Consider the following 14,276-nt stretch of genomic DNA (forward strand, 5'->3'; position numbering starts at 1 on the left):
CGGGCGCAGGATGTGAAAGGACCAACCAGGCTGGCCGCCAGAAGAGCCGCTCGCGCAGAATTTTTCAACGATCGCTCCTGCGCAGCAAAATTTCGATGCGGCGATTGACGGCCGCGAGCGGCTCTTTGGGCGTCTTCAGCCGACGATCCGCATAGCCGGCGATCTTCACGACGCGCTTGTCCGAAACGCCTCCACGCACGAGCATGTAATAGGCCATGTTGGCGCGATCTGATGAGAGGCGCCAGTTGTCATAGGTCGCCGATTTGTAAGAGCGGCCGTCGGTATGGCCACGCAATTCGATCTCGCCGCTCTGCTTCGCCAAGAGCTGGCCGATCTGACCGATGATGCGCACCGCCTGCGGCCTGGGTTCGACGGAGCCGACCGCGAACATGGAGAAATTGGCGTCGTCGGTCAGGCTGATAAGCAGCCCCTCCGGCGTCTCCGCGACCTCGACACTCGGCGCGGCGATCTCCGCTTTGACCGCCTTCTCGACCATGGCCTTCATCGCCGCGACGGACATCTCGCCCTTCTTATTCTCGGCGGGCGGCAATGCGGCCACCGCCGAACGAGGCGGCTGGACCGAGGACTTGGCGTTGCTCCGCGGCGTCGACGGCGCCGGCTTGGCGCGCTGTCCTTCCACGGGCTCCGCGGCTGTCGTTTTATCGGGCGACCCATTGTCCTCGAAGCGCTTGTCCACATAGCCGGCGCCATGCGCGCTGCGATCGAAAGGATCGCCGAAAGACGTGGGCTGCGCGGATTTGCCGGCGATCTCCTCGAGCGTCGTCATCGGATCGTAGAGCAGAGCGGCCTCGTGCTGCGGACTGTCCTTGTCCGAGGAGCTCGACGACGCGGAGGCGAGCGCCCCCTTGTTCGGAGCGGCGCTGGATTGCTGGCTCTTTCCCTGACCGGCCTCCGCCGGATCGCGCAGTCCCTTATGCGCGGGATTGGAGTCGATGAGTTGGACCGGATTGAAATATTGGACGATCGCCGCCTTTGTTTCCTTCGAGGTCGAATTGATGAGCCACATCACCAGAAAAAACGCCATCATCGCCGTCATGAAATCCGCGAAGGCGAGCTTCCAGACGCCGCCGTGATGGCCCTCCTCGTCCTCGCCATGCTTCTTTCGGATGAAGATGATCTCGCTTTCCTCGTGATCGCTCATGCGGGCTCGTCCCCTTCGCGCAGCTGCGCCATCCACTCGCCGAGGCGCGTTTCGATCGTCGTCGTATCGAGGCGCGCGCGCACGTCGACGCCGCCGACATCGTCGATTTTCGTCGCGACATCCTCGCTGTTCAGCTTTGCGCAGAGCGCTTCGAGCAGATCCACCGGCCCGCTCAGATGGACCACCGGATTCTCATGATCGGCGAGCAGAATCAGCAGAGTGTCGACGAGGCCGACCAGCATTCGCTCGCGAACCTCGCGCACCACGAATGGCTCGAGAATTCGTTCGACCTCGTCGCCGATGCGCGCGGAGAAGCGCCCGAGCGCGTCGCGAAAATCCCGCCCGAGACGCTCGCCCTCCTCGCGCGCCCAGTGTCGTCGCTCCTCTTCGAGCGTCTGCGCGAATGTGGCGCGCTCCCGTTCTATCGTCTCGATGCACTCGGCCTTCGCGGATGCGCGACCTTCCTCGAGCAATTGCTCGCGCAGCTCGTCGGTGAGCGCCGGTCGTGGATCTTCGAGCTCGGGCTCGGACTCGACGATATCTGCTTCGGGCTCCGGCAACACGAGATCGATCGCGAGGGCCGTGGGCTCCGGCGCGACGATCTTCGGCACCTCGTCGAATCGTGGAAGATAAAAGGCGACCGAGCGCGCCATCAGACGCGTCCTTCCGCATACATCCACTGCTTCAGTATCGCCACGGCCTGCATCTCGTCGGCTTCGATCAGACGTTCCAGGCGTTTCTGCTGCGTGAATCTCTCATGATCGGCGATGTCTTCGATGAGGCCCGTTTCGAGCGCCGAGGCCATGGTGAATTCCGGCGCCTCGAGCGGCGTGAAGGGCAATTCGACGGCATTGTCGACATCTAGCAACGCCGTAGAATTTTCGGCGATCGCCGGCGGCGCCTCGGCCAGCAAGGCGCGCGTCGCCGGGCGCAGACCGAAGATGACGAGCATCACAGTTACGGCGATCAGCGCGATCGCATTGATGACGGAGCCGAGCTGATGCGTGAGCGCGTCGGCCCAACCCGGCGACTCGACCGGACCCATGTCGTTCTCATTGGGCATGAAGTCGACGGCCGAAACCTTGACCGTGTCGCCGCGTTCCTTATGGAGGCCGGCCGCTGTCGAGACCAGTTGCTCGATCTCCTTGATCTGCCGCTCGACCTCGTCCGGCTTCGGCGAACCCTTGCCGGCGGCGGCGAGGCTCGCGCGATTGACGAGAACGGCGATCGAAATATTCTCGACCGTGTAGCCGCCGCTGACCGTCGTGATCGTCTTGGACGAGAGCTCGAAATTGGTGAGCTCTTCGTTCTTCTTGTTCTCGTCGTTGGATTGCTTGCCCTCGGGAGCCGGCTGCCTGTTGTCCTGCGGAACGTTGCGATCCGCGCTTGCGGCGCCGGTCGTGCTGTTGTTCTGCGAGGTGGAATTCTCTTTGACGACGCGCACCGATCGCTCGACGCGCGATTCCGGATCGAAAATCGTCTCATTCGTCTGCCTGCGGTCGGTGTTGATGCGCGTGCGCACGCTGACCTGAAAGTTCGACAGGCGGAGATAGGGCGTGAGGGTGCGGCGGATGTTGTCTTGAATGTCCTTCGCGACGGTGCGCTCGAGCGTCAGCGTCTTGCCCGGAACCGCGTCCTTCTCATCTCCCTCGGAAGTGGTCAGCAACATGCCGTCGGTGTTGAGCACCGTCACCTGATCCACCGTCATGCCGGGGATGGCGGCGGCGACGAGATGTCGGATCGCATGGGCGGCTTTCGAATCGTCGGGGCTCTCCGTGCGAATGACGACCGAGGCGGACGGCGGCTGCTTGGCGCGACGGAACGACCCCTCGTCGGCCAGAACGATATGGACTCGCGCCGCCTTCACGCCGCGAATCAGCTGGATTGTGCGGGCGAGCTCGCCTTCGAGCGCGCGAATGCGAGTCATCTCCTGCATGAAGGAGGTCAATCCGAGCGATCCGACCTTGTCGAAGAGTTCGTAACCGGCGTTGGCGCTCTGTGGTAGGCCTCTTTCGGCCAGCATCATGCGCGCCTGCGCCGTCTGGCCGTAATGGACCGAGACGGCGTTGCCCTCCGGATTGATGTCGAAAGGAATGCCGGCCGATTTCAGCGCAGAGCCGATACGGCTCACATCTTCGCGATCGAGGCCCGCGTAGAGCACCTCGAAGTTCGGCCGCGAAAGATAATAGGCCCCGACGCCGGTCACCGCCAGGACGAGGACGAAGATCATAGCGAGGGCGGCGAGCCTGCGCGGACCGAGGCCGAGCAGATTGTCCCGCAGCTGATACAGGCGATCCATGGGGGCGTTTCATCGGGTTGACGCGATGCGTTGCCCCAATGTGCCTGCGGTGGCTTGCGCGAACTTTGCCGGTCTCGTTTCAGACCGGAAAATGTCTCGCCGCTTGCGGCGAGACCTTTCCTTGGAGCGTCGGGCCGATCACTGGAAGAGCTTGAGGATGATCTGGCTGTTCTGGTTGGCGATCGACAGCGACTGGACCCCGAGCTGCTGCTGCGTCTGCAGCGCCTGCAGCCGGGTCGAGGCTTCGTTCATATCGGCGTCGACGAGCGAGCTCACGCCATTGGTGAGCGCTTCGTTCAACGTCTTGACGAAGGCGGCCTGACCGGTGACCGTCGTCTGCGTCGCGCCGACCTGAGCGGCGTATTTGGTGAGATCGGCGATCGCCTTGTCGGCGTTGCTCAGCGTGTCGGAGATGACCGCGCTCGAAGCGACATCCGTCACCGACAGGTTGGTGAGGTCCGTCGCAGCCGTGGCGCCCGTCCCCTGAGCGGCTTCGAGAATGCCCGAGCCGGCGGCTACCGCCGGGGCTGCGCCGCCGCCGCCGATCAGCGCGGTCGCGTTGAGAGTGATCGTGTTGAGGGCCGACAGCGAAGCGCCGCCGCCATCCGTGTATGATGCGATGAAGGCGAAGGAGGCCTGGGAGCCGTCGAGAATGTTGAGGCCGTTGAAGCTCGCAGACGTCACGATGCTCTTGAGCTGATTGCTCAGCCCGGTGAGGCTCGTGCCGATCTTGGCCGTGTCGGCGCCGGGCTGCGCCGCCTGCGCAACCGCGGATTTGATGTTGTTGATCACCGAGATCGCATTGGTCACGGCGGTCTGGGCGATGTTGAGGAGAGACGAGCTCACCGTCATCGAGTCGCCGATCGTCGACAGCACGCCCTGGTCGGACTTCATCGTCTCGGCGATCGACCATGTGGAGGCGTTGTCAGCGGCGCTCGAAATCTTGAGACCCGTCGAGATTTCCTTCTGCGTGTTCGCGAGCGCGTGCTGCGTCGCCCGAAGCGACTGCAGCGCCGTGATAGCCGAGGAGTTAGTGAGAATGCTGGACATGACTCATCGATCCCTTTTGGGGTGAAACTAGTGACGATTGGCATCCCGGAATTTCACCGGCTCGACGGAAACGGCATCATGCCTTTGGGCTGGGGGAGCCCTATCCGAAGCAGTCGTCGACGGAGCGCCGCCATGTTGCGGGAGCCAATCCACTCGACGACCCGTCGAAACCCATCGGTCTCGACGGCTACAGCACAGTCTGCACGGTGGTTAACCTAATCAAATAACCTTAATAAAGGTCTAAACCGTCAATGACATTGCCGCGCGCGCGCGACAAAAAAAGCCGCGCCCCGGGGGGCGCGGCTTCTTCCCGAAACTCGGGAGCGGCGGATTACTGGAACAGGCGCAGGATGATCTGGCTGTTCTGATTGGCGATGGACAGCGACTGAACGCCGAGCTGCTGCTGCGTCTGCAGCGCCTGCAGGCGGGTGGAAGCCTCGTTCATATCCGCATCGACCAGCGAGCTGATGCCGGCGGTCAGACCATCGTTCAGCGTCTTGATGAAGGCCCCCTGGCCATGGACGCTGGTCTGGGCGGCGCCGATCTGCGCGGCATATTTCGTCAGATCCGCGATGGCCTTGTCGGCATTCGACAAAGTGTCGTTGATGGTGGCGGTGGAGGAGACGTCGGCGGCCGACAGGGTGGTGAAATTCGTCGCTGCGGTGGCGCCGGTCGCCTGAGCCACTTCGAGCACGCCCGCGCCGGCCGCGACCGCCGGAGCGGCGCCGCCGCCGCCGATCAGAGCGGTGGCGTTGAGATTGATCGTGTTCAGGGTGGAAACCGCCGTGCCGGTTCCGTCGCTATAGGAGGCGATGGAGTTGTAGTTGCTGCGAGAACCGTCGAGCAGGTTGAGGCCGTTGAAATTCGCCGAGGTGACGACGCTCTTGAGCTGATCGCTGAGGCCCGTGAGGCTCGTGCCGATCTTCGCGAGATCCGCGCCGGGCTGCGCCGCCTGCGCGACGGCCGCTTTGATGTTGTTGATGACCGAAATGGCGTTGGTCACCGCCGCATTGGCGACGTTGAGCACAGAGGAGCTGACCGCCAGAGAGTCGCTGATCGTGGAGAGAACTCCCTGGTCCGACTTCATCGTCTGAGCGATCGACCAGGTGGAGGCGTTGTCGGCGGCGGACGAAATCTTCAGGCCCGTCGAAATCTCCTTCTGGGTCGAAGCGAGGGACGACTGGACCGAGCGCAGCGACTGCAGAGCGGTGATGGCGGAGGCGTTGGTCAGAATGCTGGACATGACTCGTCGATCCTTGGATGAGGTGAACGCGACATCCCGGAAATTCACCGGCTCGACGGAAACGGCATCATGCCTTGGGCGCCTTCGCCCTATCCGAAGAACTCTGTCGACGGCGCGCCCGCGGTTTTGCGTAGCCGCGCCGGACAATCGGATATTACACGGGGGGCGAAGGAGCGCCACAAATCGCAGAAAATGCGATTAATGAAGGGCTAACGAGGATTTGCAACCCGCAGAGCGCGGCCTCGACCCTTCCCGGCGCGTTCAGGCGTAAGAGCGGATGAGACTGCCGACGAGCAGATTCCAGCCGTCGATGAGAATGAAGAACAAGACCTTGATCGGAAGCGAAATGGCCGTGGGCGGGAGCATCATCATGCCCATCGACATTGTGATCACCGCGACGATCATATCGATGACGAGGAAGGGCAGAACAATCAAAAATCCGATCTCGAATCCGCGGCGCAGCTCGGAGATCATGAAGGCCGGCGCCAGCACCTGCAGGCCGAGTTGCTCATGGTCTCCAGGCGTCGCCTTGTCGCTGGTGAGATTTTCGAACAGCTTGATGTCCTTGTCGCGCACATTGGCGATCATGAAGCGGCGAAACGGCTGCGAAATTTTATCGAATGCCTCGACCTCGGAAATTTTATTGTCCATCAAAGGCTTCAAACCGTCTTTCCAGGCCGCGTCGAAGGTCGGCGCCATGACATAGAAGGTCATGAACAGAGCGAGACTGATCAAGACGAGATTGGCCGGCGTGCTCTGCAACCCGAGTCCGCTGCGCAGGAACGACAGCGCGATGGCGAAACGGGTGAAGCTCGTCACCATGATGAGCAGGCCAGGCGCGATGGAGAGCACCGTCAATATGACGAGGAGCTGAACGATCCGTCCGCTCGCCGCGCCTCCACCGGAAGGCAGCAGGGCGTTGAGGTCCAAACCCTGCTGCGCGAAGGCGGCGGTCGGAAGCAGAATGAGAAAGAGGATCGCGGCCGAGCGCTTCATTGAACGACCAGCGCTTGAATGATGACTTCCTGAATATGGCCCTCGGAGCGGATCGCCGCCCGATCGGTCAGATCTTCGTGCAGACGCCGTAGGCCGTCCGAGCCCTCGAGAGAGGCGAGTGTCATTGTCCGCAGAAAGGCGACGATGTCCGCCGTGATCTGGGAAATCAATATGTCGGGCTGCGGCACGGCTTGCGAATCATAGACGATCGACGCCTGCAGCCGCACCCATCCTGTCTCGGGCGAGGCGAGATTGGTGACGATCGGCGCGAGCTCCTTCAGCTTCATTTTCGAGGCGACGGCGCCCTCCTTCGCGCCCTCGCTCGGCGTGGCCGCCCCGTGACCGCCATGGCCTTTTTCCGCAGGCTCGGCGTTTTTTTTCGGCCCCGCGCTCTCCAGCGGCGAGGGCTCCGCGGCGGGCGGCTTGGCGGCCGCGGACGGATCGCCGGTCAGCGTGAATCCGAGGAAGCCGCCCCCCCCGGCTCCGAGCGCGGTCGCGACGACGAGCGCGAGCGCCAGCTGTCCGGAAGACGACGATTGCGGTTCGGCGGCGGCCACGATTCTTCTCTCCCTGTCTCAGAACGGCGCGAACAAATCGTAGGCCTGCTGGCCCCACGCGGGTTGCTGCACCTCCGACAATCTGCCGCGTCCGCCATAGGACACGCGGGCCTCGGCGATCTTGTCGTAGGAGATCGTATTGTCCTTGCCTATGTCGCGCGGCCGCGCAATGCCTGCGATCGTCAGCACGCGCAGCTCGTAATTGACGCGCATCTCCTGCGATCCGCGCAGCATGAGATTGCCATTGGGCAGAACCGCGGTGACGACCGCGGCGACAGACAAGCGAATCTGCTCCGACCGATTGATCGAACCCTGCCCCTGCGTCGATGTGCTCGACTGCAGATCATTGTTGATCGTGCCGGTCCATTTGCTCTCCGGCGCAGCCGACGCGGCGCCTGCGAGGAAATCGAACAGGAACGACCAAGTCGTCTTGACCTTGGCATCGCGCGAGCGATCCGTCGAATTGCCGAGAACCGCCTTGTCGTCCATGGAAATGTTGACAGTGACGACGTCGCCGACGGTCATCGCCCGCACGTCGCGGTAGAGATTGACCCTATTCTCGTCGAGACGCATGTTCGGGCCGAGCGCGGGCGGGCGAACCGAGCCCGTCGGGAGCTGATCGTCATAGGAGGTCAGCCCGCTGCCCACCGGGCTCATATGCGGCTCTCGGCCGATGTCGCGCGGATCCGCCGCGCATGCCGAGAGCGCGAGAGCGGAGCCGATCGCAACACCCAGTCTCGTCATTGCTTCTTCCCGCCGCCGGCGAGGCTCGATAGCGTCGCCACTTTTTTCGTCAGCACCACGGCGCGGGCGGCTTCCATCTCGTTGAGGATCGCGCTGGACTGCTTGGGTTGCAGCCGCATCAACATGGCCGCCGCCATGTCCTCCTCCATGCTCGCGAATTGCGCCGCCGCCGCGTCTGGACGCATGCGTCCATAGATAGAGACGAGCCTCTCGTCCGTTCGCTTCAGCAGAGCGTCGTAACGATCGAGAACGTCCTGCAGCTCCGCCCGCTTCGTTTCGAGTTCCGCCGTGCGCTTGGCGATCCTCTGCTCTATGTCGAGCAGCTCCTTCTCCTGCCGCGCCGCGCGAGCGGCGCCTGCCGCCGCTGCGACGTCTGCGCAATATTGCCGCGTGTCCGGCGGAGGCGCCGCGCGGGCCTCGCGCAGGCGCAAAGGCTCTTCCCTCGAGATCGGCTCCGGCGTTTTCTGCTCCGCCCCGACCGCGAAGGCGCAGGATACGAACGCCGCCGCGGCGACGAGCGGGAGCGCCTTTCGCAATTTTGGCATGGGATATGGCTCAAGGTCGGTCTTTGACACGACACAGGCTGCCTGATCCGCCTTGCGCGTGGCTTGCACGCGCCCGATGGCGATCCCGCGAAACGCAACGCGAAGCCAATGAATGGAGCAATACTTTATTTGGTTACTATTTCGTTGACGCCGTGGAATCGATGCGGCTAAGTAGTCACATAGTGATTCGCGCAAATTGCCATGGCGAGACGGATGTCAAGGGGACGGCAATGTTTATAATCGTCGACGAGCGTGAACTGGTGACGAGTGGGTATGCGCGCCACTTCGGCCAGGAGGGAATCTCCTCGGCGGGGTTCTGCTCCGGGCAGTTCATCGACTGGGTCGATTCGGCCATAGAGACGGACATGCTGGCCGTCGAGGCCTTCCTGATCGGCGAATGTCCAGAGCGCGAGGAGCTGCCGAAGCTCATTCGCAAGCGCTCTCAGGCGCCGGTCATCGCGATGAACGAAGCGCCATCGCTCGAACAGACGCTGGGGCTGTTCACCGCGGGCGTCGACGACGTCGTGCGCAAACCCATTCATGTGAAGGAAATTCTCGCACGCGTCTACGCCATCCGGCGGCGCGCCGAGACTCGTCGCGACTACGCCGTCGTCGGCCCCATGCAGGTGTTCTTCGACGGTCGCGATCCGCTGGTGCGCGGCGAAGCCTTCAGCCTGCCGCGCCGCGAACGGCGGATTCTCGAATATTTCGTGATGAACCGCGGCCGTCGTCTCACCAAATCGCAGATTTTCAACGCCGTCTATGGCCTCTTCGACGATGTCGTCGAAGAGAATGTCGTCGAGAGCCATGTGAGCAAGCTACGCAAGAAGCTGCGCGCGCGCCTCGGTTACGACCCGATCGATTCGCAACGTTTTCTCGGTTACATGCTGATCGGCTGATCTGCGATCGATCGAACATCCTTCCCGCATTTCGTGAGTCCGGCGGGCGTTTCGCCAGCCGGATTTTTTTCTAATGCGGGATGTCGTCTTTCGGGACGAAGGCGAAGCTTTTGACCAGAGTCTCGCGCACGAGTTCCGCGCCGAGCCGCTGGTTGATGCTCTTCGTGAGCTCCTTGGTCAGAGAGTTGAGATCGTATTTCTCGATATGGCGAAAATCGAGGCTATTGTCCGCGTAGAGACGCCGAAACGCTTCGTCCATCACATAACTGTCCGCATCGACCGCTCCGTCGCCTCCGCGCCCGTGCGACTTGTTCGACGCTTCCACGACATAGGCGAATTCGGCCGAAACATAGCCTTTCAGCGTTCCTTCGGAAATGATGGGGACGGTGATCGGCTTCACCTTCTTGACCTCGAGCTTTTCCGCGTGGGGAGCCTCTTCGGCCGGCGCGCCGCGATGCGACTTCCAATAAGACGCGCCGTATGTGGACGCCAACGTCACGACGCAGGCCCAAATTCCGATCAACACCATCCGCAGCATCGTCTCGACTCCAACGTCAACGTTCGGGCGACGAACGCGTCGAATAGGTTCCGTCGGACTCGGCCATCTCCATCGTGTAGATCATGATGCCGGCGATCTCCCTCATCGCCCGCAGCCGCCGCTCCAACAGTCTTCCATTCTCGAGAAGCGTGGCGCGCAGACGCTCGATCTTCGATTCGATCGAGGCGGAACGAGGCGCCGTATCGGCGCGAGAGGCGCGAGAGAACTCCAGCAGCGCGTGCGTCTTGCGCGCGTTGAAATCCTCGAAATCGACGTCGGACCGCGTCCTCAACGCCTCGGTCTCGCGCTCGATGAGCCGGGTCAGCCGATCGACACAGCCGACGAAGGCCGCGCGACGAGCCTCCTGCGCAAAATCGTTCCTGATTGGCGCTCCAGCCGGTCCCTCATCACAATGTCGATGCGCAACCATGTCCGTAAGTCCGCTCCAACCTGTTCGAGCCGCCATCCTCGAAGTTCCAGATCACGACGCCTCGCCCGAACGCGCCGAATCGGCCGCCGCATGCGTCGCCATTTCGTGGTCGAGAAGCTTATGCAGTCCGAGAGCGCCAGATTTGGCGATCTGATCGCCGATCTGTTCCGCGACCATCGATCGCCATACATCGCCAGCGGCGCCGCGGCCAAAGAAACCATCTTTCGACTTCGGAAGAATCGTCTCTAGGCAAGACTGAATGATGAAGGCCTCGAATTTCTGAGTCGCCTCGCCTGGCCGAATGCCCGTCGACCGCGAAACGGAAACGTTCGACGCAATCGAGTATGCGCCGCCCAACGGCCTCAGCGACGGTTCCGCCTGGCGATTATCCGGGACGAGATGAGCGAATCCCTCGGCAGTTCTCGCCGCGACCGGCGACAACTCGCTCAAGCGCGCAATCGCAGCGTTGCGCCGAACAGGATCGGCGGCCTGAGCGACTTCTGTCACGAGATCGGTAGCGGGAAAAATCGACATGTGTCTCGATTCCTTCGACAGCGTCTCTTTTAGACGAAGAGACTTACGGCGCGCTGAAGTCGCGCGGCCGACCGCAAGCGTCAATGATTTCCCGAAGAGATTCGAGATCCTCGACCTGATCGCGCTCCTTCTCCGCATCCGCGACGAGACGCTCCGCCTGCTTCACGCGCTTGGCCTGCTCCAAGGTCACATTCGTCTGCCGATCGACTTCTACGCCGAGTTCCTTCTGCTGCCTCATGTTGGCCTTCAACCGTTGCAGAACGACCTCGGGAAAGAGCGCGATCATATCTCGATTGCCGTCGAGACAACGCACGATGCGCCCCTCCTCCTCCTTCAACTCGCGCGCCCTGCGTTCGAGACGCGACAGTCGCCCGATTTCGATCCTGTGAAGTTGCTCGTGCACCGCGAGAATCCGCCGCTGATTTTTCCAATTCATCACCTTTATCCCGACAAGAGCCAGGCGCCGAACGCCGAGGCGAAAGCCGTGAAGAAGTCATCGGCCATCACATAGAGCCAATAGACGCCCAGTGCGATGAGCAATGGCGTCGACACGAAATAGACCGGCACCGACGGCGACATTCGATTCAAGAACCCGAACGAGAGGTTGACGATGAACCCGAACATGAGAAACGGGCTGCTGATGCGCAGCGCCAGCAGGAATGCCTGCGACAGAACCTTCATATATTCGCGCAGCATCCCATCGACATGAACGCCATCCCTCAGCGGAATGGCGCTGTAGGACGCGAAAAGCCCGCGAATGATCTCCCAATGCTGGTCCAGCACGAAGATCGATGTGGTGGCGCCGAGCATGATGAAGGAGCTCATCGCCGGGAGCGGCTCCGCCTCCTCGACCGGGGCGCCCAAAATATTGCCGAGCCCCATCGTCATCGCCGCAGCCGTGATCAACGTCTCGAGCGCGAAAAAAAACAAACGCGCCATCGAGCCGATCAACACGCCGACGAAAAGCTCGCCGAGCAGAACGGACACGACGCCTCCAGGCGTCGCTTCCGCCACGACAGGCGCGACGACCTCCGTGAGCGCGGGCGCGAGCGCCACAGTCACCCCGATAGCGATATATAGTCTCGCCCGCACCGGCACCCGCTGGCTCGAGAAGCCGGGCATCGTCATGATGCAGGCGCCGATCCTGCAGAACAAAATGAAGAGCGCCATGACGACGCCCGTCAGTCCCATCGTCACGAAATCGTCCCGAGCGATTTGATCTCGACGCCGCGAGCGATCTCGAGATGCGACAAGATCGGGAGCGATGAAAAAAGGCGGCCGACGATCATTTTCACATAGGGCCGCGCCTCGGGGGTCGTCACAACGGCGAAAATGTCGCCACGCTCGATCCGGTCGCGGATCGCTGCTCCCGCCTCCTGGCCGAACTGCTCGATGAGCGAGGGATCGGCGTTGAATTCGACGATCTCGCCTTTCGCATCGCGGCGTAGGCTCTCATGGAAGAACAAATCCCAGCGCGCGCCGAGACGCAAAACGCTCAATACGCCGTTCACCGCGACCTCGCCACAAATTTGCGGCGCGAGGCGCGTGCGAACGTGTTCGACGATCGGCTCGGCGCGACGGGAATATGGAACGACTTCGGCGACCGCTTCCAAGATGAGATCGAGATTGCGGATCGAAACGCGCTCCGCGAGCAGCAATTTGAGCACCGAATGTAGGCCGGAGTTGGAGATCAGATTTGGCACCATCTCTTCGATGAGCTTACGATATTCCGGCTCGAGCCGGTCGAGAAGCATGCGCGCGTCGCGGTAGGACAATAGCTGCGACAGATTGTTGCGCAACACTTCCGAAAGATGCGTGAGCAGCACGGAGATCGGATCGACCGGCTCGAATCCCTCGCGACGCGCCTCCGCCACGAGAGCGTCGGGAATCCAGAAAGACTTCAGTCCAAAGGCCGGATCGACCGTCTCGTCGCCGGGCAGGTCCGGCTGACGGCCCTGACCGACGATGATCAGATGCTGGCCGAGCTGCAATTCCTGCGTCGTGACGACAGTGCCATGAATCTTGATCTGATAGCTCTTCTGCTTAAGCGCGAGATCGTCGGTCAGCTTGATCTCTGGTATGACGAAGCCATACTGGCGAGCGAAATTGCGGCGCATTTTTCCGACACGATGCGCGAGCTCATCCTGCGACATCAAGAGACGCGCCGACAGCTGCTTTCCGAGACAGAGCTCGACGCCCGGCGTCTTGAGATATTCGCGAATCGAATCCTTCGCTTCCGCCTGCGCGCGCCGCTCGTCCTCCGCCTTTTTGGCTTCTTCGCTCGCACGAAGCTTCGCGGCCTGCTTCGGCGTGGAATAAGCGACGAAGGCCATCGCGCCGCCGAGCATCATGAAGGGCGTCAGCGGCAGTCCCGGCATCATTGCGAGCACGAACAGCAATGACGAGGCGACATAGAGCGCCTTCGGATAACTGCCGAGCTGGCGCACGATGTTCTGCTCGGTCGATCCGCGCGTTCCACCCTTCGAAACGAGTAGACCGGCCGCGAGCGAAACAATGAGCGCCGGGATTTGAGAGACGAGCCCCTCGCCTACCGAAAGCTTGGTGAACACATCGGCCGCGTTCGACAGCGGCATGCCATGGCGCGTGACGCCGATGACGATACCGCCGAAAATATTGACGGCGAGAATGACGAGGCCGGCGATGGCGTCGCCGCGCACGAATTTCGAGGCGCCGTCCATCGAGCCGAAGAACGAGCTCTCTTCCTCGAGCTCACGACGCCGCAGCTGCGCCTGCTTTTCGTCAATGAGGCCGGCGGACAGATCGGCGTCGATCGCCATCTGCTTGCCCGGAATCGAGTCGAGAGTGAAACGCGCGCCCACTTCGGCGATACGCGTCGCGCCTTTGGTGATGACGAGAAAATTGACGGTTACGATGATCGCAAAGACAGTCAGGCCGATGACGAAGTCGCCGCTCATCACGAGCTTAGAGAAGCCGGCGATGATGTATCCGGCCGCAGCGGTGCCTTCCGCGCCATGTCCGAGAATGAGGCGCGTCGTCGCTATGTTGAGCGACAAACGCAAGATCGTCGCGACGAGGAGAATCGTCGGAAAGGCGGAGAATTCGAGCGGCTTCTGAATCCAGAGCGACACCATCAATATGAGCACTGCGAGCGCAATCGAGAATGCGAGGCCCATGTCGATGAGAAATGGCGGAATCGGAAGGAAGAAGATGCAAAGGATGAAGACGATCGCCAGGGCGAAGCCGACATCCTTGACGCGCCCCTCCGGCGCGCGTGCAGCCAATGCGGCGTCGCTCATC

The 14,276-nt window shown here is 62.0% G+C and carries 16 protein-coding genes; 1 reads left to right on the top strand and 15 read right to left on the bottom strand.

Features of this window, described 5'->3' with window-relative positions:
- Positions 1–64: 64 nt before the first annotated feature.
- The 9 genes from Mspo_RS00340 to Mspo_RS00380 form a co-directional block, all read right to left on the bottom strand.
- Positions 65–1,162, bottom strand: a complete 1,098-nt coding sequence (locus Mspo_RS00340) for a flagellar motor protein MotB (RefSeq protein WP_159725957.1) — start codon at positions 1,160–1,162, stop codon at positions 65–67.
- Complete coding sequence (locus tag Mspo_RS00345) at positions 1,159–1,815, bottom strand: hypothetical protein (RefSeq protein ID WP_159725958.1); 657 nt, start codon at positions 1,813–1,815, stop codon at positions 1,159–1,161. The genes Mspo_RS00340 and Mspo_RS00345 overlap by 4 nt, the downstream gene beginning before the upstream one ends.
- Positions 1,815–3,461: a flagellar basal-body MS-ring/collar protein FliF gene (fliF, locus tag Mspo_RS00350; protein WP_159725959.1), complete on the bottom strand. Its 1,647-nt coding sequence runs from the start codon at positions 3,459–3,461 to the stop codon at positions 1,815–1,817. Before fliF ends, Mspo_RS00345 begins: the two co-directional genes overlap by 1 nt.
- 138 nt (positions 3,462–3,599) lie before the next feature.
- Positions 3,600–4,511, bottom strand: coding sequence for a flagellin (locus tag Mspo_RS00355; RefSeq protein WP_159725960.1), 912 nt, complete (start codon positions 4,509–4,511; stop codon positions 3,600–3,602).
- Positions 4,512–4,842: 331 nt separating this feature from the next.
- A complete protein-coding gene (locus Mspo_RS00360; protein WP_159725961.1) occupies positions 4,843–5,754 on the bottom strand; it encodes a flagellin in 912 nt (303 codons plus the stop codon).
- A 261-nt stretch (positions 5,755–6,015) separates the two neighbouring features.
- Entirely contained in the window at positions 6,016–6,750 is a 735-nt protein-coding gene (gene fliP, locus Mspo_RS00365; protein WP_159725962.1) for a flagellar type III secretion system pore protein FliP, read from the bottom strand.
- Positions 6,747–7,307, bottom strand: coding sequence for a flagellar basal body-associated FliL family protein (locus Mspo_RS00370; protein ID WP_244612999.1), 561 nt, complete (start codon positions 7,305–7,307; stop codon positions 6,747–6,749). Before Mspo_RS00370 ends, fliP begins: the two co-directional genes overlap by 4 nt.
- Positions 7,308–7,325: 18 nt before the next feature.
- Positions 7,326–8,051, bottom strand: coding sequence for a flagellar basal body L-ring protein FlgH (locus tag Mspo_RS00375; RefSeq protein WP_159725963.1), 726 nt, complete (start codon positions 8,049–8,051; stop codon positions 7,326–7,328).
- Positions 8,048–8,596 (bottom strand): MotE family protein, encoded by a 549-nt coding sequence (locus Mspo_RS00380; RefSeq protein WP_159725964.1) that lies wholly within the window; start codon positions 8,594–8,596, stop codon positions 8,048–8,050. The genes Mspo_RS00375 and Mspo_RS00380 overlap by 4 nt, the downstream gene beginning before the upstream one ends.
- Positions 8,597–8,826: 230 nt before the next feature.
- Between Mspo_RS00380 and Mspo_RS00385 the strand changes: the two genes are divergently transcribed.
- Complete coding sequence (locus tag Mspo_RS00385; RefSeq protein WP_159725965.1) at positions 8,827–9,495, top strand: response regulator transcription factor; 669 nt, start codon at positions 8,827–8,829, stop codon at positions 9,493–9,495.
- 70 nt (positions 9,496–9,565) lie between these two features.
- On the opposite strand, the gene Mspo_RS00390 is transcribed toward Mspo_RS00385, so the two are convergent.
- The 6 genes from Mspo_RS00390 to flhA form a co-directional block, all read right to left on the bottom strand.
- The gene (locus Mspo_RS00390) at positions 9,566–10,033 is read right to left on the bottom strand and encodes a flagellar basal body-associated protein FliL (protein WP_244613001.1); all 468 of its coding nucleotides are present in this window, start codon (positions 10,031–10,033) and stop codon (positions 9,566–9,568) included.
- Between the two features lie 16 nt (positions 10,034–10,049).
- Positions 10,050–10,325 (bottom strand): hypothetical protein, encoded by a 276-nt coding sequence (locus Mspo_RS00395; RefSeq protein ID WP_244613003.1) that lies wholly within the window; start codon positions 10,323–10,325, stop codon positions 10,050–10,052.
- 189 nt (positions 10,326–10,514) lie between these two features.
- Positions 10,515–10,997 carry a rod-binding protein gene (locus Mspo_RS00400; protein WP_159725966.1) on the bottom strand — a complete coding sequence of 161 codons (483 nt, stop codon included), beginning with the start codon at positions 10,995–10,997 and terminating at the stop codon, positions 10,515–10,517.
- Positions 10,998–11,040: 43 nt separating this feature from the next.
- A complete protein-coding gene (locus Mspo_RS00405; RefSeq protein ID WP_159725967.1) occupies positions 11,041–11,433 on the bottom strand; it encodes a hypothetical protein in 393 nt (130 codons plus the stop codon).
- Between the two features lie 5 nt (positions 11,434–11,438).
- Positions 11,439–12,188: a flagellar biosynthetic protein FliR gene (locus Mspo_RS00410; RefSeq protein ID WP_159726131.1), complete on the bottom strand. Its 750-nt coding sequence runs from the start codon at positions 12,186–12,188 to the stop codon at positions 11,439–11,441.
- A gap of 2 nt (positions 12,189–12,190) precedes the next feature.
- Positions 12,191–14,275 carry a flagellar biosynthesis protein FlhA gene (flhA, locus tag Mspo_RS00415; protein ID WP_159725968.1) on the bottom strand — a complete coding sequence of 695 codons (2,085 nt, stop codon included), beginning with the start codon at positions 14,273–14,275 and terminating at the stop codon, positions 12,191–12,193.
- Between the last annotated feature and the right edge of the window lies 1 nt (position 14,276).

The sequence above is a fragment of the Methylosinus sp. Ce-a6 genome (assembly GCF_009811655.1).
Classification (GTDB): Bacteria; Pseudomonadota; Alphaproteobacteria; order Rhizobiales; family Beijerinckiaceae; genus Methylosinus.

Coding starts and splice junctions, on each gene's coding strand:
- Mspo_RS00340 (WP_159725957.1), bottom strand. CDS start 1,162: ATGAGCGATCACGAGGAAAGCGAGATCATCTTCATCCGAAAGAAGCAT.
- Mspo_RS00345 (WP_159725958.1), bottom strand. CDS start 1,815: ATGGCGCGCTCGGTCGCCTTTTATCTTCCACGATTCGACGAGGTGCCG.
- fliF (WP_159725959.1), bottom strand. CDS start 3,461: ATGGATCGCCTGTATCAGCTGCGGGACAATCTGCTCGGCCTCGGTCCG.
- Mspo_RS00355 (WP_159725960.1), bottom strand. CDS start 4,511: ATGTCCAGCATTCTCACTAACTCCTCGGCTATCACGGCGCTGCAGTCG.
- Mspo_RS00360 (WP_159725961.1), bottom strand. CDS start 5,754: ATGTCCAGCATTCTGACCAACGCCTCCGCCATCACCGCTCTGCAGTCG.
- fliP (WP_159725962.1), bottom strand. CDS start 6,750: ATGAAGCGCTCGGCCGCGATCCTCTTTCTCATTCTGCTTCCGACCGCC.
- Mspo_RS00375 (WP_159725963.1), bottom strand. CDS start 8,051: ATGACGAGACTGGGTGTTGCGATCGGCTCCGCTCTCGCGCTCTCGGCA.
- Mspo_RS00380 (WP_159725964.1), bottom strand. CDS start 8,596: ATGCCAAAATTGCGAAAGGCGCTCCCGCTCGTCGCCGCGGCGGCGTTC.
- Mspo_RS00385 (WP_159725965.1), top strand. CDS start 8,827: ATGTTTATAATCGTCGACGAGCGTGAACTGGTGACGAGTGGGTATGCG.
- Mspo_RS00390 (WP_244613001.1), bottom strand. CDS start 10,033: ATGCTGCGGATGGTGTTGATCGGAATTTGGGCCTGCGTCGTGACGTTG.
- Mspo_RS00400 (WP_159725966.1), bottom strand. CDS start 10,997: ATGTCGATTTTTCCCGCTACCGATCTCGTGACAGAAGTCGCTCAGGCC.
- Mspo_RS00405 (WP_159725967.1), bottom strand. CDS start 11,433: ATGAATTGGAAAAATCAGCGGCGGATTCTCGCGGTGCACGAGCAACTT.
- Mspo_RS00410 (WP_159726131.1), bottom strand. CDS start 12,188: ATGGGACTGACGGGCGTCGTCATGGCGCTCTTCATTTTGTTCTGCAGG.
- flhA (WP_159725968.1), bottom strand. CDS start 14,275: ATGAGCGACGCCGCATTGGCTGCACGCGCGCCGGAGGGGCGCGTCAAG.